Origin of the sequence: Salegentibacter sp. Hel_I_6, from assembly GCF_000745315.1 — a bacterium.
In the GTDB taxonomy this organism is placed as follows: Bacteria; Bacteroidota; Bacteroidia; order Flavobacteriales; family Flavobacteriaceae; genus Salegentibacter.
Genome location: NZ_JQNQ01000001.1, coordinates 3435354 through 3461665 on the forward strand (window position 1 = coordinate 3435354; position 26312 = coordinate 3461665).

The window sequence follows — 26312 nt, forward strand, 5'->3', positions numbered from 1 at the left end:
TTTGAAACAACAAAACACATATAAAGCTGTATTTCTGTTGTTTATTGGTATCATTGCGATTAATCTTTTGGCGGCCAACTTTTTTGAACGTATAGATCTTACACAGGATAAGCGCTACACCTTATCACCGGCCGCTTTAGAAATAGTAGAAGATGCTAATTCGCCTATTGTGATTGAAGTTTTTTTAGAAGGAAATTTCCCTTCCCAATTTAGACGACTTCGGAATGAAACCCGGCAAATGCTGGAAGAATTTTCAGCTTATAACACGAATATAAAATTCATTTTCACCGATCCTTTAGCGAAAAGTAATGACGCGGAAGCTACAGGAACAGATTTCTACGAACGTGGAATGCCACCGGCAAGAATAAGCGTTCAGGAAAACGGTAAAAGTTCTGAGGCCTTAATTTTCCCCTGGGCGCTAGCCAGGCTTGGAGATAAGAAAGTGCAAATTCCTTTGTTGAAAAACAAACTTGGCGCTACAGATGAAGAACTTGTAACCAGCTCTGTTCAGCAACTGGAATACGCAATTGCAAATGCCTTGAGCAAATTAATTTATCCGCGGGAAAAGAAAATCGCAGTGATGCGTGGTAATGGGGAATTGCCTGAAGCTCAAATAGCCGATTTTATAAAAACGCTGCAGGAGTATTATTTTATGGCGCCGTTTACTTTAGATTCGGCTGCTGTAAATCCTCAAAAAACGCTTCAGCAATTAAAAGAATACGATTTGATTCTCGAGGCAAAACCAACCAAGGCATTTACCGAGAATGAAAAATATGTTTTAGACCAATATACAATGAATGGTGGCAAGTCGCTTTGGCTTACCGAAGCCGTTGCCATGGAAACCGATAGCTTATTAAACCCCACAGGAAGGGCATTTGCCTTACCGCGAGATCTTAATCTCGGCGATTTTTTCTTTTCCTACGGAATTAGAGTTAACCCGGTTTTGGTTAACGATATTTATTCGGCACCTATAATTCTGGCTTCCGGGCAGGGAAATAATACGCGGTTTAATCCGTATCCCTGGTTTTATAGTCCGTTAACCACTTCGCCCAACGATCATCCGATTATCAATAACATTGAAGCGGTGAAATTTGAGTATGCGAATCAAATTGATACGCTTCAGAATAAGCTGGACAAAATCATACTTTTAAGCAGTTCGCCACAAACAAAACTGGAAGGTACACCGCGACAAATCAGTCTGGAAATGGTAAGCAGGGAACCAGATTTGGCTTCGTATAAAGATGGGGAGCAACCGCTTGCTGTTTTGTTGGAAGGTGAATTTACTTCCGTTTATAAAAACAGAATTAAACCTTTTAGAATCGATAATTCTTTAGACGAAAGTGAGTCTACGAAAATGTTGGTAATTGCCGATGGAGATGTCATTAAAAACGATGTTCAACGAGGCGAACCTTTAGAGCTTGGTTTTGAGCGTTACACAGGAAATACCTACGGAAATAAAGAATTTCTACTTAACGCGGTAAATTATATGTTGGATGATACCGGGCTTATAGATATACGCAGTAAAGAGGTGAACATCCCATTTCTAGACGATCAAAAAACCGCAAATGAGCGGGAAAAATGGCAGGGGATTAATATTATTCTTCCTCTGATTTTATTGGGACTTTTCGCTTTCGGATTTAATTATTTTAGAAAAAGAAAATACCTTAAATAGCTTTTTCAGTATTTACTTTTCTGAAATTAAAATCAACATATTAACAATCCTAAAATTATTATTCAGGTTAATCCTTTTAAAATCAGTTATTTAATATAGATTTTATAGATTTTGATGTTAATAAAAATTGAGCTGGACAGGCGTAGTTTTTAACGGATTAAAATATATTTGTATTGATTTCTAATTAATCACAAAGCCGATGAAATTTATTGTATCCAGCAGTTATTTGCTGAAACAGCTTCAGATACTGGGCGGGGTTATCAACAACACCAACACCCTTCCAATTTTAGACAATTTTTTATTCGATCTTAAGCAGGACGAACTTACCGTTTCTGCCTCAGACCTTGAAACTACAATGTCTGCGAAACTTAAGGTAGAATCAGATTCCGAAGGAAAAATAGCGGTGCCTGCAAAATTACTATTAGACACGCTAAAAACTTTTCCCGAGCAGCCATTGACTTTTGTCGCTGAAGACAACAACACTATAGAATTAAGCTCCAACCACGGTAAATATGCGCTTGCGTATGCTGATGGTGAAGAATTTCCAAATCCTGTGGAATTGGAAGATCCTAGCAGCACCGTTTTAGAAGGCGATATATTGGCAACCGCGATAAGCAAAACTATTTTTGCTTCCGGAAACGATGATCTTCGTCCTGTGATGAGTGGGGTTTTCTTTCAGTTTACTACAGAAGGTTTGACTTTTGTTGCAACTGATGCCCATAAACTGGTAAAATATCAGCGTGAAGACGTTACTGCTTCCCAGGCTTCAGAATTTATTATGCCGAAAAAACCTCTAAATCTTTTAAAAGGAATTTTGGCCGGTAGCGAGAGTGAAGTGCTAATAGAATATAACGATTCTAATGCGAAATTCATCTTTGATGATACGCAATTGGTATGTCGTTTAATTGACGGAAAGTATCCAAATTACGAAGCGGTAATTCCGAAGGAGAATCCGAATAAATTAACCATAGAGCGCAACCAGTTTTTAAGCTCGGTTCGCAGGGTTTCTATTTTTTCTAATAAAACCACGCACCAGGTACGTTTAAAAATTGCCGGAGCTGAACTAAATATTTCTGCAGAAGACGTTGATTACAGCAATAAAGCTGAAGAGCGTTTAACCTGTTCTTACCAGGGCGATGATATGCAAATTGGTTTTAACTCGCGTTTCCTTACTGAAATGCTGAATAATTTAAATTCAGATGAAGTGCAATTGGAAATGAGTTTACCAAACAGAGCCGGAATTTTAACTCCCGTAGACGGACTTGATCCAGGAGAAAAAATTACAATGCTCGTTATGCCGGTAATGCTTAACAACTAGTATTGAGTAAATAGAATTTAGTTAATAGTAAAAAGCAGCCAACCGGCTGCTTTTTTTATTTTGAATAATGTTTCAGGTTTACTTTATAATTTCTATTGTTAAAGGATAATTCGGGATCTCCCCGTTGCTTACTTTGATGGCATTTACAATTGGTAGGATAAGCATAATGACAGCAATACCAATAAGAGCGATTATCCCAAGTCCGAATAAAAAGATTAGCGGAATACATACTAAGCTATATATAAACATGCTTATTTGGAAATTGATAATCATTTTTCCGTGAAAATCCATTCCGGCAACTTTATCTTTTTGTGTAAGCCATAGGATTAATGGAACTATAAAGCCGCCAATTCCGGTAACTAAATCCAATAACTGACTTAAGTGCGTAAGGACGAGCATTTGGTTGTCTTCTCTCATTTTTTCTTTGATTGATGTGATGTCTTCTTTATTAATAGACGATCTTTTTCGCACGATGTTACAATTTTTAAAAGATGCAATTTTTCTCCCCCTCTTTTGGAGGGGGTTGGGGGGAGGCTTATCTTTGCCTTATGAAATTAAACGATACTATTGTAGCGCTTGCCACGCCTTCTGGAGCGGGTGCTATTGCGATAATAAGACTTTCTGGCCCTGAAGCCATTGCTATTGTTTCACCACTTTTTAAAGCAAAAAGCAGGAAGAAACTTGAAGACCAGCCCAGTCATACTTTGCATTTGGGAAATTTAATGGATGGCGATCGTACTTTAGATGAGGTTTTAATTTCAGTATTTAAAGGTTCGAAATCCTATACCGGTGAAGAAACCATAGAAATTTCCTGTCACGGGAGTCCATATATTCAACAGGAGATTATCCAGTTGATGATTAGAAAGGGTTGCCGTTCTGCGGAAGCCGGGGAATTTACGATGCGTGCTTTTCTAAACGGAAAGATGGATTTGAGTCAGGCTGAAGCCGTAGCCGATCTAATTTCTTCTGAAAATCAGGCCTCTCATCAAATGGCACTACAACAAATGCGCGGCGGCTTTTCTAATGAAATTCATAGGTTACGCCAGGAATTACTGGATTTTGCTTCGTTGATTGAATTAGAATTAGATTTTTCTGAAGAAGATGTGGAATTCGCCAATCGAGATCAATTTAAAGAACTGGTAGCTAGAATTCAGCAGGTATTAAAACGTTTAATAGATTCTTTTGCTACCGGAAATGTTCTTAAAAATGGAATTCCCGTTGCGATTGTAGGTGAGCCAAACGTAGGTAAATCTACTTTATTAAATTCACTTTTAAATGAAGAACGAGCCATCGTATCTGAAGTTGCCGGAACCACCCGGGATTCTATTGAAGACGAAATGAGTATTGGTGGTGTTGGATTTAGATTTATTGATACCGCAGGAATAAGAGAGACTCAAGATGTAGTGGAAAGTATCGGAATAAAGCGAACTTTTGAAAAGATCAGTCAGGCGCAGGTAGTTGTTTATCTTTTAAACGCAGAAAAGTTTAAATCTCAAAGTTCAAAATTTAAGGTTGAGATTAAAAAGATTCATAATCAATTTCCTCAAAAACCTCTTGTTGTTATCGCGAATAAAGTAGATCAACTTACGGAAAAAGAGAAAGAGAATTTATTTGAAAATTTAAACGAACTGGAAGGCGCAAGTTTGCAGTTAATTTCTGCTAAAACAGGCGAAGGTGTAGAGGAATTAAAAAGTAAATTACTGGAATTTGTAAACACCGGCGCGCTTAGAAATAATAATACCATCGTAACCAACAGCCGTCACTATAATGCACTTTTAAAAGCTTTGGAAGAAATAAACAAGGTAGAAGAAGGTTTGAATACCGATCTTTCAGGTGATCTTTTAGCCATAGATATTCGTGAAGCTTTGGAATACTTTGGAGAAATCACCGGGCAGGTCACTAATGATGAATTATTGGGGAATATATTTTCTAATTTCTGTATTGGTAAATAAACAGCAAATATCAAATGATGTCAAATGATATTAAATGACATCAAATCGTACTATTATAAAGGCTTTAGAGCCTCTTTTATTTTATGATACATTTCCTATTTTTGCTATTGGTACACCTATTTTTGTGCCTTTGGTACACCTCGATGTTAAAACTTGTGTTCCGGGTGTACCTTGGTACACCTCATATTATTTTTTTAGCTATCTTTAAGGAAAATAAGGAGATATGAAAATTAAGTTAAAAAAGAAAAAGCTAGCTTCCGGGAAGTACAGCCTTTATATCGAATACTATAAAGGAAAAATTAGAGATGCAAATGGTAAGCAGACCAATAAGAGGGAATTCGAGTATCTCAAAGAATATTTATACATAAATCCCAGAAATGCTTCTGAGAAAAAAGAAAATGAAGAAACTCTTTTAAGAGCTGAACAAATACTTTCGATCCGCCGAGCAGAATATGCTCAGGGTAAATATGGTATTAAAGATAGAAGTAAGGATAGACTTCTATTTCTCACTTATTATGATAAACTTAAAGAGGAGCGTTACGAAAACAAAGGAAACTATGATAATTGGGATGCCGCTCAAAATCATATTGAAGACTATTGCAAAAAAAGAAAAGTCACCTTTGAGGATATAGACGAAGATTTTGTCATAGGTTTTAAAAAGTTTTTAAACAAGACCTCCAGTATTAACTCCAAAACTCCCCTTTCCCAAAATTCTAAATATACCTATTACAATAAGTTTAAAGCAGCTTTGAGGCAAGCTTTCGAAGATGGATATACTCGTAGAAACTTTGCTACCACAGTTAAGGGTTTTGCCCAGGGTGAAACATCCAGGGAGCATCTTACACATGAGGAACTTCAGGCAGTGGCAAAAGCATATTGCAAACACCCAGTTTTGAAATCGGCTTTTTTGTTTAGTTGCCTAACAGGATTAAGGTGGAGTGATATTAACAAGCTCGTCTGGTCTGAAGTACGGGATGAAAAAGATGAAACCCGGTTAATTTTTAAGCAGAAAAAAACTTCGGGGCAGGAATATCAATTCATCTCTAACCAGGCAAGACAGCTTTTAGGTAAGAGAAAACGAGAAAATGACAAAGTATTTCAGGGTCTCAAATATGGTGCTCATTTTAATGCTGAAATCCTGAGGTGGTGTATGCGTGCAGGTATTACTAAACATATTACCTTTCATAGTGCCCGCCATACACATGCCGTTCTTCTACTTGAAAATGGTGCTGATATATATACTGTTTCTAAGATCCTGGGCCATAAAGAAATAAGAACTACCCAGGTGTATGCTAAAATAGTAGATAAGAAGAAAAAGGAAGCTGCTTATCTAATTCCCGAACTCGAAATAGATTATGAGTTTTGATTTATTCAAATACCTGACCACCCTTGGCTTCATCTATATTTATGGAAGGCTAATTTTACATTATGGTGAAATGCTTTGGGCTTATATGATGAATGAAAGAATTTTATGGAATATAAAAATTGAAAGACCTAGAATTCTTTTTATGGGGTTGGGTTTGGGAGTTATGCATCTTGCGGTTTATTCGCGGTATACTATTGAATCAGATACGCTTCTAGTCCCAGCAATAAGTTTTCTTGTTTTTTTAGCCGGCTTTTTTCTTTCCATTCTTCCCTGGACGGAAAAATTTAAAAATAGTATGCAGAGCCAAAAGCCAGCTGGCTCTCTAAAAAAGGACAAAAATTTTAATTTGGCTATTTCAGAAGGTCAAATTCAAAAGTTATATCATAATCTAATGAGGTATGATCTTTTGAATTCTGAGAAAACAAGCCTCCTGGATTTCAAAAAGGTGCTTACTGAAAATTGGGAAACTCATAATTCGAAAATCCATTTTAATATGGATGGTGCAAGCTGCAGGGAGTTTTATGATTATTTGACCCGAACCTTTCCCGAAAATTCCTTAACAATGAAAAATTTCTTTGAAACGTCTAAGCTGGTAATAAGATCCGATGGGAAACCTTATAAGTATAATACCATTAAAAGTGCCCCGTTAAAAACGGTCTCCTCGAAGGAGAACGATAGGTTGAATAAAATTTTTCAAGAGCTGACTTTAAACCAGGCAAGATCTAAAGTGGATAAATCTTTTTAAAATATTCGCAAACTATGATCATATCTTCATTAAATTTTTCCGGATAGTAGGCCATCTCTCTTTCGTAATATGCCTGGTGAACTTTTTTCCAGTATTTTAAAGATTTATCACCTTCGCCTTCAGTTGCTGCAAATTCTTCTGTGATTTTATTAAATGGAACCTGCTCTATCTTCAGCGTTTCAATTATAGCTTTTGCATTTCCATTCCAATCCGTCACAATTTGTTGGTCCCCGGCTCTTGGCAGAGGTTCATTATATTTTTTAAACCACCATAATGAAGTAGCAGTTGCTTGCTTTATTCCCTTTACGACTAACTCTGCGCATTCATTCGCGTCTTTTTCATTGTCACAGAAATAGAAAGAAACTGGAACTTCTCCTAATTTATTCTGAGGGTTTTGAGTAAGAAAGTCTTCCCATAGGCTTATTACAGATTTAAAATTTTCCTCCCATTATTCATAGTTTCCCTATCTCGAAATTTTTTGAGTGCTTCTTAAATTTGTTTTATTCCAGTACCTGCCTAGTCCAATTTTGAATAACGCTGCTCTAATAGATCCGAGTATTTTTGCTTGTATTCACTTGATAAGAAGGAGTCTTCTAAAAGAGAAAGAGCTTTCTTTTTATTTTTAATGAATCTTTTAAATACTCCATCAATCTGCTTTTTGTTCAATTCCAGTTTCTCTCCCAGACTCACAAAATGTTTTTTTGCCAACTTTTTCCGCTTTCCTGCAAGAGTTAGCGCCAGCTCTTCATCATCTTCTGGGTTAACTATAGCTACATTTAAAAGATCATAGGCAGGGGACAAGACCCATTCTCTACTTCGTTTTATTAAAGAAAAGTTTTTCAGGTGCATATCGTTATTCCCCGTGAGAAAACTAAATACAGCTATTTCAAAAAAATAAAGTTTATCGAGTAAGGTGTTAGAGGAATAAGTCCCTATTGCCCTTCCTACTTTCTCCATCGAACCTTTGTATTTATCAAACGCCTCCAGGATCTGAAACATATCGAGCATATGAATCTTTTCATTATTAAGTGTCCGATCTATTCTCTTTGTGATATAAGCTAACTCTCCAGATTTTAATCTTATTAAACTTGAAGAAACCGTTCTTATTCCAAAGCTTTCTGCCATACGCATTGTGAAATGTTCGTTTTGCGGCATTTCAGCAAAAACTGTAGAGGGTGGTTTTAAGATATAATTTCCTCCGAGCGCTCCTACCACTGTTAACCTGTTATTTTCCGATGCTAGTGCTTTATCGGTGAAGGATAAAGAAAGTTTAGGTTGTACCCCAGGAACTGCTATTCTTCTTTCTACCACATTTTTTGCCAGGTCTACCATTTGATCCAGGGAATATTCCAGCTGAGGCGGAATTTCAGTACCAAAGAAATTTACACTGCAATTAGGGTGAAAATCTTTAGGATCTGTATCTGCCAGTTCCTTATAACAATATAGACATCTATTCTGCATTTTCTGTAACTATTGGGTGAACACTGACCGCACCTATACAATTTTTGCAACAAGCTAATAATAGTCCCATTCGGTCATTACGGTTGATTTTCCAGTTTTTTGAGGCTATATCTAGAAGCCATCCTTCCGGGATAAGACCTTCAAAAAAAGGAAAAAGCCGTTTTTCTACATAAGGTTCTTTTCTAATCGGCATCGTAAACGTGATAAATTGATCAGGATATTTATCAACGTAATTAATTTCATATTGAAATTGATATTCTCCTTCATCGGTTTCGGTTAAAATACCTGCTAGAAGTTCCTGATAATAAATTTTTGCCTGTCTCATAAATTAAGTTTGAGAAATATCATTTTGGTCTACCGGAGCAAGTACATGTCCAAACATCTTTAGCACCTGATTTACCTTTTCCATATTCAGGTTTTCTTTTCCCTGTTCTATTTTTCTCACAACGGTCAAAGCTACACCAGCCCTTTCGGCAAATTCTTCCTGGGTGAGTTGGTTTTCTTTTCGCTTTTGTTTTAAAAACTCTGAGAGATTCTTCATTATATGTAATTGAATATAATTATTGCAAATATACCTTAATTATATGTTTATACGTATATTTTTGAATTTATTTTTAAATTTATATGTATTTGCATATAAATTTGAGGGAGAGGTAATCAAATTGATTAGGGCTGATTTTTCATACTTTAAAAAAGAAGTCATACAAGGTATGAATAGTATGACTTTCTTATCATTTCCCATCTTAGTTTTGGTTCCAGAATTAGAATTACAAAAGCGCTTTTGTTCATTTTCTAACTTAAAATTTTTCAAAAATGAACGAACTAAAAATGTTAGAGCAACTGGACCGTATAGAGAAATTAGTCCGCGCTCAGAAAGCCGTATTGACTTTTGACCAGGCCTGTGATTATACAGGAATTTCAAGAAGTTATATGTACAAACTTACCGCCAGGGGGGAAATTCCATTTTCTAAACCCAAGGGTAAATTGATCTTCTTCTCTCGTGAAAAACTGGATAGCTGGCTACTTAATAATTGTCATTCTTCTAAAGATGAAATTAAGAGGGGAGCAGTAGAATATACCTTCAGAAATAGAAGGTTTTAAAGCTTTGGGTTATGAAGAAATTTGAATCCAAACTCTATCAGGTTTCCGAGCAGAAGAAAAAAACGATCTATGATGCCGTGGAGGAGTATGTTTCTGATAAATATGATATCAGGTTTAACGAAATATCTCACGAGTTTCAGATCCGGATTAAGGAGTCAAATACTTGGGAAGATTTTGAAGTGAATTCTCTACTTATAGAATTAGCGAAATCGAATATAGAGATTAATCCGGGCAAATTGGACATCTATTTACGGTCTAACCTAATTCCGAGATTTAACCCGATTGCGGAATACTTTGATAAGCTTCCAAAATGGGTGGGTGGAGATCATATAAGAACACTCGCTTCATATCTTCCCGCTAAAGAACCTGAGCAGTTTCTTTATCATTTTAGAAAATGGCTGGTTAGAACAGTTAAGGGTGCATTGGATGAACATTACTTCAATAAGCAATGTTTGGTGTTGGTTCATTCAGAACAGAATTCAGGAAAGTCTACCTGGTGCAGGTTTCTCTGTCCACCGGCTTTATCAAAGTACTTTGCTGAAGATATGACCACCGATAAAGACGCCAGGATCCAACTTACCAGGAATTTCATCATCAATTTAGATGAATTATCTGTGCTGGCCAGAAAAGAAATAAATGCGCTTAAAGCTTATTTCTCTAAAACGATGATCAATGAAAGGCTGCCTTATGATCGCAAAAACTCAAACCTGCTAAGGACCTGCAGTTTTATTGGATCTACCAACAGGGCAAGCTTTCTTAATGATGAAACCGGTTCTGTGCGTTGGCTATGTTTTGAGCTAAATGGTAAAATTGATTTTGCTTACTCCAGGGAAGTAGATATAAACAAAGTATGGGCTCAGGCCTATTACCTGGCCTATGTGGATGAACAATTTAACCCGGAATTGACCCTGGAGGATATTGTTGCAAATGAAGAAAGGAACAAGACTTACCGGGAAGCCAGTATGGAAGAAGAACTGCTCTGTAAGTACTATCTCAAGAGCTTAGATCCAGCCGACTTTAAAACGGCATCAGATATAGTGTTACAGCTCAATTGTATCAATCCGAGACTGAATATGTATTACATGGGAAGAGCTTTAAAAGCTCAGAATTATGAGAGAGTAAAAGAGCACCAGAGCGGGGTATATGGCTACCTGGTGAAACAGCGGTTCAAAACCTCTCCTTTAGAAGTTTTATAAAATCTATTTACCCTAATTACCCAAACCTTGGAAAGGGCTGTTAACAAAGGGGGTTTCACTGGGTAAATAGAATTTAAATCTATTTACCATAATTACCTTTTTTGGTAGATAGGGTAGATAGGAAAAACAGCCAAAAATGAATTAAAACCCAGTGTTTACAAGCCTTGGGTAAATAGGTAACTTAAAAATTTAAAAATGAACTTAAATAACTTATCGTGTAAAAGTGCCCGTAATATTTGCATCGTAAAAACGCTTGCAAAATTAGGGCACTTTCCCACCAGAAAATCGGAAAAAGAAGCTTGGTTTCTGAGTCCCCTGCGGTCAGAAACCCAAGCCTCTTTTAGCGTCTCTTTAATTAAAAACTTATGGTTTGACTTCGGACTGGGAATAGGAGGGAATACCATAGATCTAATAATGCTTGTAAAATCCTGGTCTGTAAGGGAAGCCCTGGAATTTCTAAAGAACGATATAGGATATCTTTCTTTTAGCCCGCCGGATATTGGACATCTTACTAAGGAATCAGAAATTAGTATCCTGGACGTTCAAATTATTCACCTGAAAGCATTAATTGATTACCTGGACTCACGCAATATACCTTATGAGATTGGTAGAAAATACTGCAGGCAGGTTTGGTATCGCTGTAAAGGAAAACGGTTTTTTGCACTTGGCCTTGAAAATTATAAAAGAGGCTGGGAACTTAGAAATAAATACTTCAAAACTTCCAGTAGTCCTAAGACCTTTTCTTTTTTTGAAAGAGAATCCAAACAGTTAATCATCACAGAAGGGATGTTTGATTTTCTTTCCCTGGCTACCATCGATGAAGACTTAGTACAAAACTCAGACTGCATCATTTTAAATTCCCTGGCTTTTTTGGAAAGGATAAAAATGCTCATTCCGAAATATGAGAAGGCTCTGATTTATCTGGACAATGACCCGGCAGGTAAAAAAGCCGCTAGTTTGCTTTTAGATCAGTTTGATAATGTGACTGATTGCAGCAACTCTTACTCTGACTATGTAGATCTGAATGAAAAATTGAAAGCTGAGAAATCATTGACTTTAAAATAATGATGCTTTGGTAAATAGGGAACCCCTATCGGAGAATTTCAGTTGAAAGGGAAAAGCAAGATGTGTCATTGTAATGACAATCTTGCTTTGCGCCCGATGGTTGCAAAGATTTTAAAAAGAAAAAAATGAAAAGGGAATACATCCAGGTTCGATGCTCAATCTACGAGAAGAAGCTGCTCCAAAGAAGAGCGGCCAGGGCAGGAATTTCCCTTTCTGAATATATAAGAGCCACAGCCTTTGATAAAAATATTGTAGAACGGATAACCCCGGAACAATTGGAGACTTATAAGATGCTGGTACAGTACAAGAACAATTTTGCCCGCATTGGAAATATGTTTAGAAAGCGGGATCCAAAGCTGGCCAGAGAAGTGGAAGACCTGGCTAAAGAAATCAGGACCCACTTAAAAAACTTTAAAAAATGATAGGGAAAGGACATAGCGTTTCAGGCACCAGGGTTTCCATATCCTATGGCTGGAACCAGGAAAAAGAAGCTGAAGTCGTCTTAAAAGAACACGTAGCCGGGGATACTCCCGCTGAGATAGCCGAAGAGTTTAGGATTATTCAATCGCAAAATGAACGCTGTATTAATAATACCCTAAGTTTTATCGTCAGCCCGACGATCGAGGATGGACAGGATCTGAGTAAAACAGATCTGGAAGAGATTGCCAGGAAGTTTTTAAAGGAAATGAACCTGCAAAACAATCAATCTATTGGCTTTGTACACCGGGACAAAGCGCATACCCACGTTCATATCTATACCAACCGCATTGGCTTTGATGGAAAAGCCTACAATGACAGCTTTATCGGAAAACGAAGCCAGATAGCGGCAGATAATGTTGCAAAAGAATTAGGGCTGACCAGGGTTCGGGAAGTTCAGCAGGAAAGACTTAATGAGTTAAAGGGGCTGCGACAAGAAATCAAAAATATACATGACCGGGTACTTCAGTCGAGGCCAAAATCCCTGGATGACTATATAAGCAAAATGAAAGCTCAGAAGGTGGAAGTGATTCCCACCATCAATAAAGCCAATCAACTACAGGGGTTTCGGGTGGAATACAAAGGAGTAAATCTAAAAGCCAGTGAAGTGGACCGATCAATGAGCGGGAATAGGTTGATCCCAACAATCTCGCAAAACCAGGGTTTAAGAAAGCTTATGGAAGCACCAAAAGACCTGCAAGTTTTAAATAAAACGGTACAATTAAGCGGTAACCTGTCCACCAAAATAGCTAAAGAGATTTTAAAAGGAATAGTAAAAACAGTAAGAGATACCGGTATAGGTATGGGATATTAAAATTTTGAGTGATGAAAAAACTAGATGAAATTATGGAACTGATGGCCGATGAAATGAAGGATTTCAAAACTGCTGTGCTGGAGCTTCAAAAGCTCTCGGAACAGTTAGAAAAGATGAGCATCCCCATTAGTACGGAAGCATTGGAAAAGAACCTGAACACATTCCTGCAAAAACAGGAAGTAGAAAAGGGAAAAACGGATGAAATCCTAAAAGAGATAGACCGGAAATTAAAGCGCGCCAGGATCATACCCAATTATCTGCTGATTCTTTTCGGAATATCGGGAATTATTGCTTTAGGCTTCGTGGGGTATTTTGGTTATACCTCCAAAGAAAAGGTAGAAGACAATTTTGAAGTTTACCGAACGATTATGGAATCACAGAATAAATCTTACCAAGATTATTTTGCAGCATATCCGGAAATCCAGGAGGCATACTGCGAGTGGCTACAGGGTGGATACCAGGGTTTGTAATGACAAATGCCCTGGTGCAAAAATTAGTAAAATTGCGGCAAATGCCCTGTAACACCCAGTAAAACCGTTGAAATTTGCGGCAAAAATTTAGTAAAGTTTAGTGCAATTTTTTAAATAGTTGGTGCAAAGCGAGGAGATTACCAGTAAATGGCTTGAAAGACCCTGAAAACAGGCAGAAATTTACTGGTTTTATAAAATTAAATAGATTGCGCCCTCTGCTGTTTTTACTTTACGCTTAACTTCCCGTACGCTATAAAAACAGCAGAGGATCCAGCGCAGATTATGGTAGATTATGGGGCAGGGTATTTCGAATAAACTAGTTTTAGGAACTTCCAAATCTGATTGGTTGTTATAAAGGTTTTTGCTAAAAAAGTAGTATTTTAGAAACTCTAGGAAAATAGTTAAACTATTGATTTTTAAATTTATATCGCCAATTATAGCTACATACAGCAATTCTTATTAAAACATTAAGAAAATGAAAAAAATAAGACTGTTAATTTTTTTAATTTCAAGTATCATTTTAAGTAGCTGTGCTCCATTACAACCCGTGACATCAATTAAAAATAAATCCATTAGTGCTTACAAGTACATTTTTATTTCTCAAACAAGTAGCTTGACTTCAAGCTCCGGCGCATCAGTCAATGGTCAATATTATTCAACAAGCAAAAGCGTAAATCCAAGGGATGTTATTTCGGGGATATTAGTTAAAGATGGATTTATTTTAATCCCAGAATTAAAAAGTGAGTTGGCTAATGAAACTTTAATAGTTAACTATGGTGAAAGTGGTAGAAGGAATACAGGCCTAGGTAGCTACACAATAGAGGTTACAATTCAATTTATTTCATCGGATTCTAATGTCTTAATTTCATCCTGTACTGCTGAAGGCCGTGGGGAGACAGAAGCGGATGATATTCGAATAGCAATAACACGCTGTTTAAATAATTTATTATCTGAAGAAAGTTGAATAACCAATTGTTTACTCAACCGCAGTTGCAATTAAAGGTACTTCATAAGGAAATGCGAAGTTTGATTGATCGGTGCCATTGAGCCAGGATTGATGATCCTGTTTTTTTAATACTACCGGCATTCTTTTTTTGTTGTTGTGGATTTCTGCCATTAATTCATTTGCTTCGGTGGTTACGATAGAATAAGTGTTTAAGGTTTTATCGGTTTCGGGATTATTCCAGGTAGAATAAATTCCGGCAAAGGCAAAAATCTCCTGATCTGTTGGAGTAATTAAATATTTCTGTTTTTCTTTTCCTTCAGGATCTTTCCATTGCCATTCGTAGTAACCATCAGCTATAATAAGACAACGTTTTTTTACTGAATTGCGAAAAGAAGGTTTTTCGGCTATGGTTTCAATTTTAGCATTTAGGGTCATTTTTTTGATTTTATCATCTTTTGCCCAAAATGGAATTAATCCCCAATTAAACATTTGAATTTCACCTTGATTTTCATCGGAAATTACCGGCGTTTTTGAAAAAGTAAAAGCATTGATTTCCAGTTGTGGCTTATATGCATCTGGGTCAATAAATCGAGCTTCAAGGCTACGCTCTATTTCGCTTAGCTTTGAATTTAATTTGGTACGGTAGCACATTGCGTTAAGTTTGGTATTCTAATTTACTAAAAGAAATCAACCGGTCCAATGATCAAAAACTACAAAAATAACTTTTGTAAACTGCTTTAGGATTGTGCCATTAATCAGGTGTTATGCTTATCATTGTAGAATTCATTAAAAGCTTCCAAAAAATTGATGGTATTTTGCCATTCCCCGGCTTTGAATTTAATATCCAGACCTTGCTTGTTGAGAACAAATGGTTTTACCTTCTCCAGTTCATCTTCATACCATTCAATCCAAAACAAGAAAAAGTCTTCTGTACCTAGTTTCTCATTCTTTTTTAGCCATTGCATTAATGCCGGGTGGTCATTCCGTACATTTTCCAGGGTGGCAACTTCTTTTGCAAAATATGATTCATATTCGTGTAATTGAATAACTTCATTTAGTGAACTATGTAAATCTTTAAATTTGCTTTCAGGTGAGTCCAACACGCAACTACAGGGCAGGTCACCAAAGCAAGAATCATTCATCCAATTTTCCCGGCAATATTGAGCTAAATCTTCGAAAGTTAAGATCCACCAGGTAATTTTAGGAATATTGTAAAAACCATCCTTTTCCAAATTTTCCAATTCCAGAAGAGCGTCTTTGATTTCCCGGAAGTAGATTTGTTTTAAAGGATTTTCGGATGATTTTGGCATTTTGAGGATCTATGATTGTTATAGAAAATTATGAGGGATAAATTTTAAATTTTACACTATTCATATTTTCTAATCTCTGCAGATATTCATCATACATACGCTGATGATTCTTTATTCGCTTATAAGTATACTTATCAAATATAGATTCTATAATTATCTGTGAATTAGATTTTTTATTCGGAAAAAGGTTAAATCCTTTCCCTGAATCAATGCTCAAAAAATTAGTGAGGAGTACACGGTCGTGAAGATCATAGGTATCTGTCTTTAAGGAGTTATTAATAATTCTGATCTTCTTTTTGTAGTTCGCTAGCTCTCTATTTAGTTTTTTATAGCGTTTTTTGACAGCTTCAAATACATGATTTTCACTATCTGAAATGCCATTTAGTTCTCTAGTAAAAATTTTCACCCCTATGGTCAAATTTTTCCCATTCAGAATGATTTGAAGAAGTGGTATTATATTTTTCTCTAGTGCCTGACTTGGTTTATCGGTTAAGATATAATTGTCATTAACCAGGATCTCATTGAAAGGAATTTGATTAAGTGCCTTGAAAACATCCCAGTTTTTAAAATCTTCACTCAAGTCAATTTTAAAATGGGCTTTCTCAATAATATCTTCAATTTTATTTTGAAAGTTTCCGGAGGAAAAACAAAGTGCTCCCTCTGCTTCTGCCTCTTTGTGCCAGGCCTCTTCTTTATCGGTAAAGATCAAGGTTTGTCGGCATCGGGAATTTTTAAAGAAGTGATCCTGGAGAGACTTAACCGGGATTGGTGGTGCATAGCTTGCCCGGTAAGCAATAAACGGATTACTGAGTTTGAGTTTTTCCAGTGTTTCAGCATCATTAATTTCAGTATCGATAAACCAATCGATTTCGCCATATTCTTTCAAAATACTGGAAACAACCTGTTGCTCTCGTGAAAGTTTCTCTTCATCATATTCAATGAAGAAATTATCCAAGAATTCTTTTTCGATATATAATTCCATCGCTAGTTGTTTTGTTCCTGGTTAATTTTCATCAAATCAAACTGCAGCCTGGTTGCTTCATCATAAAAGCCGGGGCCGAAAGTATCGGTAAGATTTCCTGTTTGGGTTATCTCAATTTTTTTAACTTTTGGTTCTTCCTGGGATACATATTTATCTGCATTGAAATAGTAGATGACCGATTGTTCTGGTGAAAGTTCTTTTTTGGCTGTTAGGTATTGTAGTTTCCGGATAAGATATTCACTGTGGGTTTCGATGATTAGCTTCTTGGCGGGAAATTCGGTTACAGCCAGATTTAAGATATCGGCCAGCTTGGCCTGAAGATCAGGATGAAGGTTTGCCTCTGGTTCTTCAATTATCAAAATATTCTTCGACATAATAATTTTAAGGAAGATGGGAATAAGTTGGGAAAAGCCAAATCCGAGATCGGCTAAAGATACTTTCTTACCCTCATGCTCAAGATAAATTACGGAAATTGTATTCTCATACCTGACCGGTATTAGCTTTCCTGGAATTTCCATGATTTTAAAAGCTTTTTCAATAAATTCCAGGTTTTTATTGCTGCGTTCTGCAAAATCTGCCACAATTTTGTCTATTTCCACTTCAGATTCGTTCTGAAGAACTCTCCTCTGATTTCCTCTGTTGGCAGAAAGATAATCTACTTGATTTAGTAAAGACTTAAATTCTGGATCGAATCTGCCCAATTGTGAAATTATATTCTCGCCGGACTCCTTGTCAAAAGGTTCAAATTGAAACCAATTCTCTTGGAACAAAATTTGACCGAGCCGTGAAACTTTTACCTCAATTTTATCTTCGTTAAATTTTTTAAAAGCTCTCTTAATATATTTTTTAAATATCAATTTCACTTCCTTAAAAAGGTAAGAAATGTTATGGGTGAAATTGGAAAGAATATCCAGTTCTTCTATCTCTATTGCATCTTCAAACTCTACATCTCTAAAAGCTTTTTTCTGTAGTCGAAGCAGAAGAGTTGTGTGGTAATCTGTTTTATTTTCTCCATTAATGAATAAATTGAAGAGTAGAAAATCTTTTTTTAGCTTCAATATTTCATTTCTTATGGCTAAGAGGGAGAAAATATTGTCATCTACTTTTACTGTTAAATCATTATTTTTCCTGTAGTTGGAAATATTAACTTTTTTAGTATTCAAATTCTGTTTCTGAACGGTTTTAAACCTATCTTCTATCTTTTGAGGATTTAACCATTCATACTCAAAACCTTCTCCAGTCCAGTGAGGAATTATGTATTCAAACTTTCCTTCATATAGAAATTTTAATAAGTTGCCAATGTTAATGGAGTAGTATTCATAGAAAGAATTACTGCCTGCCCAAGGGGCCCATTCAATAGGTCCTTTTATTTCATTTGTATATTTCAAAAGTGATTTTTTATCTTTTGTAATTACAATTTTTGAAACCCTGCCTTCCTTATAGTAATAATCTAAAGTCACCTCTTTAAAAAAAGGAATTTCAGTTTCAAAATGAATTTTAATTTCGTTGGAATCACTCTCCCAGTTTAATATTTTTTTATAATCTTCTAAATTATGTTTACCTTTTTTAAAATCTAGAGAACCCAGACCGTTTTTCAACAAGAGTAATAATTTTATAAATGAACTCTTACCACTATTATTAGGTCCTGTTAATAGTGTAATGGGTCTTAATTCAAACTCTGTATAATCTTTAAAAACCCTGAAATTTTGTACGCCTATTTTTTTATGAGCCATATAAGTCTGAAAATTTTACTGGAGCAAATATAATTTTAACCAATGCAGTCTATCTGCACATTATTTCTTAATTTTAAGACCAAGTTAACAATTCTCCCGTGTCTATCACCAAAAATGCTTTAGTAAGATATCAAACGCTAGACAGATGCTTTCGTAATCCAGGTCGTAGGTATTCTATAAGTGACCTTCTTGAGGAGTGTAACAAATCACTAGCAGAGTTAAATGTTTATACAGAAGGAATAAAAAAGCGACAGCTGTACGAGGATATCAAATTTATGGAATCTTCTCAGGGATGGAGTATTCCTTTAGAAAGAATTAAACAAGGAAGAAATGTTTATTTCCGATACGAAGATTCAGAATTCTCTATCAACAATCAACCTATAAACGAACTGGAGGCCGAGCAATTAAAATCGGCTATGTCTGTTTTACAACGATTCAAAGGCTTGCCGCAGTTTAAATGGATTAATGAAATCTTACCTAAGATAGATCAGGCCTTCCAGTTTTCTAAAGATACGGGCGGAATAATTAGTTTTGATAATAATGAGTTTTTAAAAGGTCTTGAGTTTATAGATCCTTTATTTAATGCGATTCTTTATAAAAAAGTAGTTAAAATCAATTATCAATCTTTCAGAAATCCCGAACCAGTAATAATTATTCTATCTCCTTACCATTTAAAAGAATATAATAATCGCTGGTTTGTATATGGCAAGAATTCAGAGTATGAGAATATGGTGAACCTCGCACTTGACCGCTTTGAATCAGTAGAGGAATTTGATGGGATTTATGAGCCTACAGATATTAATTTCGAGGAATATTTCGAGGATACTATAGGGGTTTCAAAAATTCCCGGGCAAAAACCTGAAAAGATCAGGCTGAGAATTGATAGCAGTCTTTGGCCATATATAGAAACCAAGCCCATACATGGTTCGCAAAAAGTTATAGAAAGGAGGGAAACAAGTACGGAAATTCAACTTGAATTAATTCCCAATTACGAGATGGAGAGTTTAATTTTAAGCTTTGGCGAAAAAATAGAAGTTATAATGCCATTGGATCTCAGGGAAAAAATTAAAGAAAGAATACAAGCCTTATTTGAAAAATATTGAATGTGTGCAGATTGAGTGCAATAAATGAAAGTAAGTTTGCTGAAGATAACAGAAACCCCGGTAAATTAATAGGTGAATGAAAAAGATTATAGAAGATAAGGCAAATGAAATTTGGAAGGCTTTTGACTTTCATAGGGGCTCTAGGGAAATTTCAGATATTTACCAACTTGGTTTGTTTTTGTTATTATTAAAAAGAAAAGGAACTTTACCTGAATTCACTTTAAAGGGTGGAAAGGAATTACCTTTTAAAATAGAGGAACAAGTATATAAGTGTGAAATACCTGAATTTATTGAAATCTATCAAATAGAGTTTAAACACAGGCTTCAGAGGTTTGGAGATTCTTCATTAAATATTTTTCTGCTTTCATTGCGTGTAATTAATTTGGACGATTTAGATCAAGATTCCTTTTCAAAACTTTTTGAGAAGTTGTTATACCAAATATCAGAGGCGCAGGGAAAACGAGGTGGAGAATATTTAATTCCCAAAAAGCTTAGCAGATTTATGTTAGAGCTAGTAGAATTACCCAACAAATCCCTGGTTTATAATCCCTTTGCTGGGGTTGCATCATTTGGTGTCGATTTGGACGAAAATTCGAGTTATGTGGGGCAAGAGATTAATCAAAGCATCTGGGCTCTAGGAACTCTAAGATTTATAGCTCACAATAAAAAAAATGGATCATTAATGTTAGGAGACTCCTTGAATGACTGGAGGGAAGACACATTTTTTGATCTAATAATATCAGCTCCACCCTTTGGTAAAATAAGCCATTTCAATAATCATCTTGATTCAAGTATCAAGAGTTGTGATGAATTTATTGTAAAGAAGGGGATTAAATATTTGAAATCAGAGGGGGTATTGATCGCTTTGATGCCTAATAGCTTTTTGTTTAGTGGGGGAGCTTATAAGGCACTTAGAAAAGATTTAATTAATAGAGATTTAATTGAAAAAATAATCTCTATGCCTGCCGGTATACTCAATAACACCGGAATTCAAACTTCGATACTTGTTTTAAACAAAAACAAAAAAGAAAAGGAATTTATTACCCTGGTAGATGGAACTTCTTTTGAAATTAAGCACCCTAGAAATGTTTGTCTCGATTATAAAAAGCTTAGTTCCCTGCTCGGGGAGAACCAAGAATCAAAAGGGCTAAAGAAAGTGAATCAACTACAAGTTATAAACAACGATTATAACCTCGAAGTAGATAGATATTTTTGGGAGGATGATGAAGAAATTGAGAAATATGACGCTCTCACCCCATTAGCTGAGATCTTGGAGGAGGTGTATAGTGAAAAAATTAAAGATGATGAACCCTTTCAATTGGTTTCTATTAAACATCTTTCAAATGACAATTTTGATTATAATTTAAAGTTAGAGGAAATACCTATTGAAAAATCAATAAGGAGCGCTAGAAAAATTACTGAATCCTGTCTATTAGTTTCCAGAATCGGTAATGATCTTAAGCCCACATTCTTCAAGTATAAGGGACAGGGAATAGCGGTTTCTAATAATGTGATGGCATTTAAGTTGCGTGAAGATCTAATTGATATGGATTATTTCTTCAATGAACTCTTTTCATCTTTAGTGCAAAAACAATTAAGTGTTTATAGAAGAGGAGCCTCTCAATTAATGATAAGGAAACAAGACTTCTTACACATTAAGATTTCACTTCCCATTCCGGATAAACAAACTATTAAAATGAAGGCTGTCAAGGAATCTTTCTTTAAAGCTAAAGAGAAGGAAATTGCTTTACAAAAAGAGCTTTTAGGCTATAAAGATGAAGCATTTCGTGAATTCGCCTCTATTAAGCACACTTTCAGGCAGTATTTAAATGCTCTTAAATCTAATGTTTCTGGTACAAGAAAGTTTATATCACGAAATGAAGGTCAAGCTATTGGCCTAGAAACATTATATAGTAAAAATCTCAATAGGTCGCTTGGGCAACATCTGTTAAGTCTTGAGGGGACTATAGATTCAATGTCACATTTGCTCAGTACATTTAATGAAACTAAAACAAAAGATGAGACAAATGAAACTTTTTTTAGTTTAATAGACTTGGTCAAAGAAAGTCAAAACAGATTCAAAAACCCAGAGAAATTTATTTTTGAAAAATTATACGTTGATAGAGAAGCTTTAACTGATTTTTCCGGCTATTACACAGACCCTAAAATCAAATTGAATCAAGAAAATTTTTTTACTCTTTTTTCAAATATAGTTTCAAATGCTGTAGACCACGGTTTTCAAAATAAAAAAGGGAATATTATAAGAACCACTATTACTAATGATTTTAACCTAAAAATGCATGTAATAGAAATCTCTAATAATGGGAGTCCTTTACCTGAAGGTTTTGATCTCATAAATTTAACTACTCGGGGTGAAAAGACATCTAATAGTAAAGGTTCAGGAGTGGGTGGTGCAGATATTAAGTCAATTATGAATCATTACAATGGCAAAATTCAACTCCTGAACGAACCCGAAGCTGAATTTCCGGTAACATATATATTAAAATTTCCTTTTCATATTGAAGCAACTTTATAATTATGAGATATAAAATACTTTGGATAGACGATGAATATAAAAGACAGGAAGACTTCATTGGAGCTGCCGAACAGGAGGATCTGGATGTTATTCCTTTTGAGTCCCACGAAGAAGGTATTGGGGAACTGGAAGCAAACCCTGGATATCATGCGGTTATCTTAGATGCCAAAGTAAAGCACAAAAAAAGTGATACTGTTAGTAATCTAAATGGCTTGAGGGCATCACGTGATTTCCTGATTGAGTATAATAAATCGAATTACCTTCCTTATTTCATTTTTACGGGTCAGCCGGATTATACTACAAATGAAATGTTTCAACAATCTTTTGGAAAATATTTTATTAAAGGTAATGACAACGAAGCCCTTTTCAAAGCAGTTCTCCAATCGCAAACTGATAGACCTGAAATCCAGGCCCGAAAGGATTTTGCTGAATCTTTTAAGGCATTCGATAAAGGAATATTAGGTAAGAAAGAAAAGAAGATCTTTTTGGAAATTATAGACAGTTTTGAAGAAAAAGATTATCGTAAAAAGAATATTAATACACAGAGGGATTTTTTGGAAGCTATTTTTATTTCGCTTAACAATCCTATTCCCTGCATTCCTCCAGGCCTCTTTAACAATAATAAACCCAACCAGGAATGGTGTACCCGATTTTTAGAAAACCGACCTACTAAGGATGGAAATGGGAACGAGCATAGATTAAATGAAAATATTCCCAAGGATATCAAGGCTGCCTTTCGAAAACTGAAAGAATCTACCAATCAATATTCCCACTTAAACGATGAAGAAGTAGTGAAATTCCCATTCCTTTCAAACTTCTATTTAATAATGGAAATCCTTTGCTGGCTACCCGAATTTGTTGACGAACACTATGAAAATTACGTTTAACCGTAAAAAATACAAATAGCTTTAAACTAACTTTGAAAAACACCAACACCAAAAAATGATTACAGGAGATTTAAAAAATCAAGTAGATAAGATCTGGAATGACTTCTGGACAGGAGGAGTATCCAACCCATTAACTGTTATTGAGCAGTTTACTTACCTCATTTTTCTAAAAAGGCTGGATGATAAACAGCTCAAAATGGAAGAGGAGCAAAACTTGCTGGGCATTCCTATGAAAAACCCCATTTATACCGAAAAGCAAAAACCCCTTCGCTGGAGCCAGTTTAAGGATAAGGAACCCGAAGGAATGTTCGATCTTTTTACCAGGCCACAAGAAAAGCTGGGAGGATTGACGGTTTTTGATTTTATGAAAACCGTCGGAAAAGAAGGAGGCATATTTTCCTCTTATATGAAAGGTGCTACTTTTATGATTCCTACCCCACAGGTGTTGGATAAAGTGGTGCAAAAAATAGATGCTTTGCCTTTAGATAACAGGGATACCAAAGGAGATATTTATGAATATATGCTTTCCAAGTTATCGGTAGCAGGTAAAGCGGGACAGTTTAGAACTCCAAAGCACATCATTCGCATGATGGTGCAAATGATGGAGCCAAAGAAGGATGATATTATTAGTGATCCTGCATGTGGTACGGCGGGTTTCCTTGTTTCTGCCGGGGAATATCTTTACGAAAATCATCACGACTGGTTTGAAAAGGAAGAATTCAGGAAACATTATGACGAAAAGATGTTTAACGGGACTGAGTTTGATTCTTCTATGCTGCGTATTGCGGCTATGAATCTGCAGTTGCATGGGATTGAATCGCCTCAACTTGTTGGCAAGGACAGTTTAAGCAAAAGCAATGGAGATGTAGATGATGCCTATACCTTAATTCTTGCCAACCCACCATTTAAAGGTAGCCTGGATTACGACACCGTTGAATCCAGCCTTTTAAAAACTACCAAAACCAAAAAGACAGAGCTTTTATTTTTGTCTTTAATGTTACGGACTTTAAAAACCGGGGGCCGTGCAGCGGTAATTGTGCCCGACGGCGTTTTATTTGGCAGTAGTACAGCGCATAAAGCTATTAGAAAAGAACTGGTAGATAACCAGCAGTTACAAGGCATTGTTTCTATGCCTAGCGGAGTTTTTAAACCTTATGCGGGAGTAAGCACTGCCATTTTAATCTTTACCAAAACCAATAGTGGCGGCACAGATAAAGTTTGGTTCTACGATATGAAAGCCGATGGTTTAAGCCTTGATGATAAACGGAATGCCTTACTTGATGAAGAAGTAACCGAACTTACATTTAAAGAACCTGAAAAAGCTTTGGAAAAAGCCAGGGGCAAGAGTGATATCCCGCAGATATTACTGGATTGGAAAAAACTGGCTAAAGGACAAGGTGACTTCACCGATCGCACCTCTCAATCTTTCCTGGTACCTAAAAAGGAAATAAAAGATAATGACTATGACCTTAGCATTAACCGTTATAAGGAAATTGTATATGAGGAAGTGGAGTATGAAAAGCCAAAAGGACTTATTGCTTCTATAAAAGAACTGGATGCCGAACGTCAGAAAGCTTTGTCTAATCTTGAAAAGATGATAAGAACATAATGAGTCAATATGTAAAATATGATATGCGACCTTGGCAAGAGGTGTTGACCATAAAAAATGGCAAAAATCAAAAAAAAGTTGCAAACCCAAATGGGGAGTTTCCTATTTATGGTAGCGGTGGAGTTATGGGTTACGCTGATAATTTTCTATGTAGGGCAGGTAGCACTATAATAGGAAGAAAGGGATCAATCAACAATCCTATCTACGTTAATGAAAACTTTTGGAATGTTGACACAGCTTTTGGCCTAGAAGCTGGAGATGATTTAGATGCAAAATTTCTTTACTACTTCTGTATAACCTATAATTTTCTTAAACATAACAAAGCCACTACTCTTCCAAGTTTGACTAAGGCAGATTTGTTGAAAATTGAGATGCCACTCCCTCCCCTAAAAACCCAGCATAAGATCGCGGCCATTTTAGATGAGGCCGATAAGCTGCGCCGGTTGAATAAAAAGCTGATCAAAAAATACGAGCAGCTTAGTCAGAGTTTGTTTTTGGAGATGTTTGGGGATCCGGTGAGTAATTCTAAAAATTTCGACACACCTTCATTAAGTTCAATAACAACTAAAATTGGAAGTGGCGCGACACCTAAAGGAGGGAAAGAAGCATATTTTTCAGAAGGCATTAGCCTTATCCGAAGTTTGAACATTCATAATAATAATTTCAAATATAAAAATTTGGCTTTTATTGATGAGGGTCAAGCAAAGAGATTGAGTAATGTTACTGTTGAGGAAAATGATGTGCTTTTTAATATCACAGGTGCTTCTGTTTGTAGAACTGCAATTGTACCTAATGGTATACTACCAGCAAGAGTTAATCAACATGTAGCAATATTAAGACCAAAAAAGAATAAACTAAATTCGATATTTCTCTGTCATTTGCTAATATCGAAGAATTTTCAAAAAAAATTAGAAGATTTGGCTTCAAAAGGTGGAGCAACTAGACAGGCCATCAACAAATCTCAACTTGAAAATTTACCCATTCCATTGCCTAAGATTGAACAACAATTAGGTTTTGAAAAATCTATCCATATGTTAGAAAAACAAAAAACTCAAGCTCAACAGGCACTGGCGCAGAGTGAAGAATTGTTCAACAGTTTGATGCAGCGGGCTTTTAAGGGGGAGTTGGTGAAATAGGAATAATAAAATCATTGAAAATTTTTTAATCTTAAAATTTAAGCTCGTATAAAACTCTAAATAGAAAAATTTTAAAATATGCAACCATCATCTGAATCTGCTAATATATATCCCAGAACGAAGGAGAATATAAAGAGCATTTTTCTTTATTACTTTCCCTATGAACGTCATTCAACTATCGATAAGTTAGTAGAGGATGTTTATGATGCCCGGGGTTTAGAATTAAATCAGATTGAGTTTGTAGTCAAGGCTATTTCAGAAAATTATGATTATTTAAGAGAATTGCTTGCTCCTAGTGGTTTTAGTGTAGCAGTTGCCTACACGTATGGTTCCAACGCATTATATGGATTCCCTAACATAGCTAAAAGAAATCACCAAGTAAGCACGAGATTTAAAGAAAGGGTATTGGGGAACGAAACCTACTAAAAGATTT

The 26312-nt window shown here is 35.7% G+C and carries 27 protein-coding genes; 18 read left to right on the top strand and 9 right to left on the bottom strand.

The features are described 5' to 3' along the window. Position 1 precedes the first annotated feature (1 nt). Positions 2-1672 carry a gliding motility-associated ABC transporter substrate-binding protein GldG gene (gene gldG / locus FG27_RS15255; RefSeq protein WP_037320605.1) on the top strand — a complete coding sequence of 557 codons (1671 nt, stop codon included), beginning with the start codon at positions 2-4 and terminating at the stop codon, positions 1670-1672. Positions 1673-1871: 199 nt separating this feature from the next. After that, positions 1872-2990, top strand: a complete 1119-nt coding sequence (gene dnaN / locus FG27_RS15260) for a DNA polymerase III subunit beta (RefSeq protein WP_037320606.1) — start codon at positions 1872-1874, stop codon at positions 2988-2990. Positions 2991-3068: 78 nt separating this feature from the next. On the opposite strand, the gene FG27_RS15265 is transcribed toward dnaN, so the two are convergent. Then, the gene (locus tag FG27_RS15265) at positions 3069-3407 is read right to left on the bottom strand and encodes a DUF4870 domain-containing protein (RefSeq protein ID WP_037322358.1); all 339 of its coding nucleotides are present in this window, start codon (positions 3405-3407) and stop codon (positions 3069-3071) included. 131 nt (positions 3408-3538) lie between these two features. Between FG27_RS15265 and mnmE the strand changes: the two genes are divergently transcribed. From mnmE to FG27_RS15280, 3 genes are all read left to right on the top strand, one after another. Continuing rightward, on the top strand, positions 3539-4942 hold the full coding sequence (gene mnmE, locus FG27_RS15270; protein ID WP_037322359.1) for a tRNA uridine-5-carboxymethylaminomethyl(34) synthesis GTPase MnmE: 1404 nt from the start codon (positions 3539-3541) through the stop codon (positions 4940-4942). A gap of 223 nt (positions 4943-5165) precedes the next feature. After that, a complete protein-coding gene (locus FG27_RS15275; RefSeq protein ID WP_037320608.1) occupies positions 5166-6308 on the top strand; it encodes a site-specific integrase in 1143 nt (380 codons plus the stop codon). Continuing rightward, positions 6298-7053: a hypothetical protein gene (locus tag FG27_RS15280; RefSeq protein ID WP_037320611.1), complete on the top strand. Its 756-nt coding sequence runs from the start codon at positions 6298-6300 to the stop codon at positions 7051-7053. Before FG27_RS15275 ends, FG27_RS15280 begins: the two co-directional genes overlap by 11 nt. On the opposite strand, the gene FG27_RS15285 is transcribed toward FG27_RS15280, so the two are convergent. From FG27_RS15285 to FG27_RS15300, 4 genes are all read right to left on the bottom strand, one after another. Next, complete coding sequence (locus tag FG27_RS15285; RefSeq protein ID WP_037320614.1) at positions 7031-7477, bottom strand: ASCH domain-containing protein; 447 nt, start codon at positions 7475-7477, stop codon at positions 7031-7033. The two genes, FG27_RS15280 and FG27_RS15285, sit on opposite strands and share 23 nt — an antisense overlap. Positions 7478-7569: 92 nt before the next feature. After that, complete coding sequence (locus tag FG27_RS15290) at positions 7570-8514, bottom strand: HipA domain-containing protein (protein WP_037320616.1); 945 nt, start codon at positions 8512-8514, stop codon at positions 7570-7572. Further along, positions 8504-8839, bottom strand: a complete 336-nt coding sequence (locus FG27_RS15295) for a HipA N-terminal domain-containing protein (RefSeq protein WP_037320617.1) — start codon at positions 8837-8839, stop codon at positions 8504-8506. The genes FG27_RS15290 and FG27_RS15295 overlap by 11 nt, the downstream gene beginning before the upstream one ends. Before the next feature lie 3 nt (positions 8840-8842). Then, complete coding sequence (locus tag FG27_RS15300) at positions 8843-9055, bottom strand: type II toxin-antitoxin system Y4mF family antitoxin (RefSeq protein ID WP_037320618.1); 213 nt, start codon at positions 9053-9055, stop codon at positions 8843-8845. Between the two features lie 272 nt (positions 9056-9327). On the opposite strand from FG27_RS15300, the gene FG27_RS15310 reads away from it, so the two are divergent. From FG27_RS15310 to FG27_RS15345, 7 genes are all read left to right on the top strand, one after another. Further along, positions 9328-9615 carry a helix-turn-helix domain-containing protein gene (locus FG27_RS15310; protein ID WP_037320620.1) on the top strand — a complete coding sequence of 96 codons (288 nt, stop codon included), beginning with the start codon at positions 9328-9330 and terminating at the stop codon, positions 9613-9615. 11 nt (positions 9616-9626) lie between these two features. Next, positions 9627-10811 (top strand): VapE domain-containing protein, encoded by a 1185-nt coding sequence (locus FG27_RS15315; protein ID WP_037320621.1) that lies wholly within the window; start codon positions 9627-9629, stop codon positions 10809-10811. A 195-nt stretch (positions 10812-11006) separates the two neighbouring features. Beyond that, the gene (locus tag FG27_RS15320; protein ID WP_051935883.1) at positions 11007-11876 is read left to right on the top strand and encodes a toprim domain-containing protein; all 870 of its coding nucleotides are present in this window, start codon (positions 11007-11009) and stop codon (positions 11874-11876) included. Between the two features lie 125 nt (positions 11877-12001). After that, complete coding sequence (mbpA, locus tag FG27_RS15325) at positions 12002-12298, top strand: mobilization protein MbpA (protein WP_037320622.1); 297 nt, start codon at positions 12002-12004, stop codon at positions 12296-12298. Continuing rightward, entirely contained in the window at positions 12295-13167 is an 873-nt protein-coding gene (locus tag FG27_RS15330) for a relaxase/mobilization nuclease domain-containing protein (RefSeq protein ID WP_037320624.1), read from the top strand. The genes mbpA and FG27_RS15330 overlap by 4 nt, the downstream gene beginning before the upstream one ends. Positions 13168-13178: 11 nt before the next feature. Beyond that, positions 13179-13637, top strand: coding sequence for a DUF6730 family protein (locus tag FG27_RS15335; protein ID WP_037320625.1), 459 nt, complete (start codon positions 13179-13181; stop codon positions 13635-13637). 475 nt (positions 13638-14112) lie between these two features. Next, entirely contained in the window at positions 14113-14601 is a 489-nt protein-coding gene (locus FG27_RS15345; protein ID WP_037320628.1) for a hypothetical protein, read from the top strand. Between the two features lie 12 nt (positions 14602-14613). Here FG27_RS15345 and FG27_RS15350 read toward each other — a convergent pair whose 3' ends face one another. From FG27_RS15350 to FG27_RS15365, 4 genes are all read right to left on the bottom strand, one after another. Then, on the bottom strand, positions 14614-15234 hold the full coding sequence (locus FG27_RS15350; RefSeq protein ID WP_037320630.1) for an SOS response-associated peptidase: 621 nt from the start codon (positions 15232-15234) through the stop codon (positions 14614-14616). 104 nt (positions 15235-15338) lie between these two features. Next, positions 15339-15893 carry a hypothetical protein gene (locus tag FG27_RS15355; protein ID WP_037320631.1) on the bottom strand — a complete coding sequence of 185 codons (555 nt, stop codon included), beginning with the start codon at positions 15891-15893 and terminating at the stop codon, positions 15339-15341. Positions 15894-15921: 28 nt separating this feature from the next. Continuing rightward, positions 15922-16875: a hypothetical protein gene (locus FG27_RS15360; RefSeq protein ID WP_037320632.1), complete on the bottom strand. Its 954-nt coding sequence runs from the start codon at positions 16873-16875 to the stop codon at positions 15922-15924. Between the two features lie 2 nt (positions 16876-16877). Then, positions 16878-18608, bottom strand: coding sequence for a DUF3696 domain-containing protein (locus FG27_RS15365; RefSeq protein WP_037320633.1), 1731 nt, complete (start codon positions 18606-18608; stop codon positions 16878-16880). Positions 18609-18883: 275 nt separating this feature from the next. Between FG27_RS15365 and FG27_RS15370 the strand changes: the two genes are divergently transcribed. The 6 genes from FG27_RS15370 to FG27_RS15395 all read left to right on the top strand — a co-directional run bounded on the left by FG27_RS15370 (position 18884) and on the right by FG27_RS15395 (position 26305). Further along, positions 18884-19711 (top strand): YafY family protein, encoded by an 828-nt coding sequence (locus FG27_RS15370; RefSeq protein WP_231563338.1) that lies wholly within the window; start codon positions 18884-18886, stop codon positions 19709-19711. Between the two features lie 76 nt (positions 19712-19787). Further along, positions 19788-22247 carry an N-6 DNA methylase gene (locus FG27_RS15375; protein WP_037320635.1) on the top strand — a complete coding sequence of 820 codons (2460 nt, stop codon included), beginning with the start codon at positions 19788-19790 and terminating at the stop codon, positions 22245-22247. A gap of 2 nt (positions 22248-22249) precedes the next feature. Then, positions 22250-23134 carry a hypothetical protein gene (locus tag FG27_RS15380; RefSeq protein WP_037320636.1) on the top strand — a complete coding sequence of 295 codons (885 nt, stop codon included), beginning with the start codon at positions 22250-22252 and terminating at the stop codon, positions 23132-23134. Positions 23135-23189: 55 nt separating this feature from the next. Then, on the top strand, positions 23190-24743 hold the full coding sequence (locus FG27_RS15385; protein WP_037320637.1) for a class I SAM-dependent DNA methyltransferase: 1554 nt from the start codon (positions 23190-23192) through the stop codon (positions 24741-24743). Further along, positions 24743-25879, top strand: a complete 1137-nt coding sequence (locus FG27_RS19020; protein WP_156101244.1) for a restriction endonuclease subunit S — start codon at positions 24743-24745, stop codon at positions 25877-25879. The genes FG27_RS15385 and FG27_RS19020 overlap by 1 nt, the downstream gene beginning before the upstream one ends. Positions 25880-25957: 78 nt before the next feature. Next, positions 25958-26305, top strand: a complete 348-nt coding sequence (locus tag FG27_RS15395; RefSeq protein ID WP_037320639.1) for a hypothetical protein — start codon at positions 25958-25960, stop codon at positions 26303-26305. Positions 26306-26312: the final 7 nt, after the last annotated feature.

Coding starts and splice junctions, on each gene's coding strand:
- dnaN (WP_037320606.1), top strand. CDS start 1,872: ATGAAATTTATTGTATCCAGCAGTTATTTGCTGAAACAGCTTCAGATA.
- FG27_RS15265 (WP_037322358.1), bottom strand. CDS start 3,407: ATGAGAGAAGACAACCAAATGCTCGTCCTTACGCACTTAAGTCAGTTA.
- mnmE (WP_037322359.1), top strand. CDS start 3,539: ATGAAATTAAACGATACTATTGTAGCGCTTGCCACGCCTTCTGGAGCG.
- FG27_RS15275 (WP_037320608.1), top strand. CDS start 5,166: ATGAAAATTAAGTTAAAAAAGAAAAAGCTAGCTTCCGGGAAGTACAGC.
- FG27_RS15280 (WP_037320611.1), top strand. CDS start 6,298: ATGAGTTTTGATTTATTCAAATACCTGACCACCCTTGGCTTCATCTAT.
- FG27_RS15290 (WP_037320616.1), bottom strand. CDS start 8,514: ATGCAGAATAGATGTCTATATTGTTATAAGGAACTGGCAGATACAGAT.
- FG27_RS15295 (WP_037320617.1), bottom strand. CDS start 8,839: ATGAGACAGGCAAAAATTTATTATCAGGAACTTCTAGCAGGTATTTTA.
- FG27_RS15300 (WP_037320618.1), bottom strand. CDS start 9,055: ATGAAGAATCTCTCAGAGTTTTTAAAACAAAAGCGAAAAGAAAACCAA.
- FG27_RS15310 (WP_037320620.1), top strand. CDS start 9,328: ATGAACGAACTAAAAATGTTAGAGCAACTGGACCGTATAGAGAAATTA.
- FG27_RS15315 (WP_037320621.1), top strand. CDS start 9,627: ATGAAGAAATTTGAATCCAAACTCTATCAGGTTTCCGAGCAGAAGAAA.
- FG27_RS15320 (WP_051935883.1), top strand. CDS start 11,007: ATGAACTTAAATAACTTATCGTGTAAAAGTGCCCGTAATATTTGCATC.
- mbpA (WP_037320622.1), top strand. CDS start 12,002: ATGAAAAGGGAATACATCCAGGTTCGATGCTCAATCTACGAGAAGAAG.
- FG27_RS15330 (WP_037320624.1), top strand. CDS start 12,295: ATGATAGGGAAAGGACATAGCGTTTCAGGCACCAGGGTTTCCATATCC.
- FG27_RS15335 (WP_037320625.1), top strand. CDS start 13,179: ATGAAAAAACTAGATGAAATTATGGAACTGATGGCCGATGAAATGAAG.
- FG27_RS15345 (WP_037320628.1), top strand. CDS start 14,113: ATGAAAAAAATAAGACTGTTAATTTTTTTAATTTCAAGTATCATTTTA.
- FG27_RS15350 (WP_037320630.1), bottom strand. CDS start 15,234: ATGTGCTACCGTACCAAATTAAATTCAAAGCTAAGCGAAATAGAGCGT.
- FG27_RS15355 (WP_037320631.1), bottom strand. CDS start 15,893: ATGCCAAAATCATCCGAAAATCCTTTAAAACAAATCTACTTCCGGGAA.
- FG27_RS15360 (WP_037320632.1), bottom strand. CDS start 16,875: ATGGAATTATATATCGAAAAAGAATTCTTGGATAATTTCTTCATTGAA.
- FG27_RS15365 (WP_037320633.1), bottom strand. CDS start 18,608: ATGGCTCATAAAAAAATAGGCGTACAAAATTTCAGGGTTTTTAAAGAT.
- FG27_RS15370 (WP_231563338.1), top strand. CDS start 18,884: ATGGAATCTTCTCAGGGATGGAGTATTCCTTTAGAAAGAATTAAACAA.
- FG27_RS15375 (WP_037320635.1), top strand. CDS start 19,788: ATGAAAAAGATTATAGAAGATAAGGCAAATGAAATTTGGAAGGCTTTT.
- FG27_RS15380 (WP_037320636.1), top strand. CDS start 22,250: ATGAGATATAAAATACTTTGGATAGACGATGAATATAAAAGACAGGAA.
- FG27_RS15385 (WP_037320637.1), top strand. CDS start 23,190: ATGATTACAGGAGATTTAAAAAATCAAGTAGATAAGATCTGGAATGAC.
- FG27_RS19020 (WP_156101244.1), top strand. CDS start 24,743: ATGAGTCAATATGTAAAATATGATATGCGACCTTGGCAAGAGGTGTTG.
- FG27_RS15395 (WP_037320639.1), top strand. CDS start 25,958: ATGCAACCATCATCTGAATCTGCTAATATATATCCCAGAACGAAGGAG.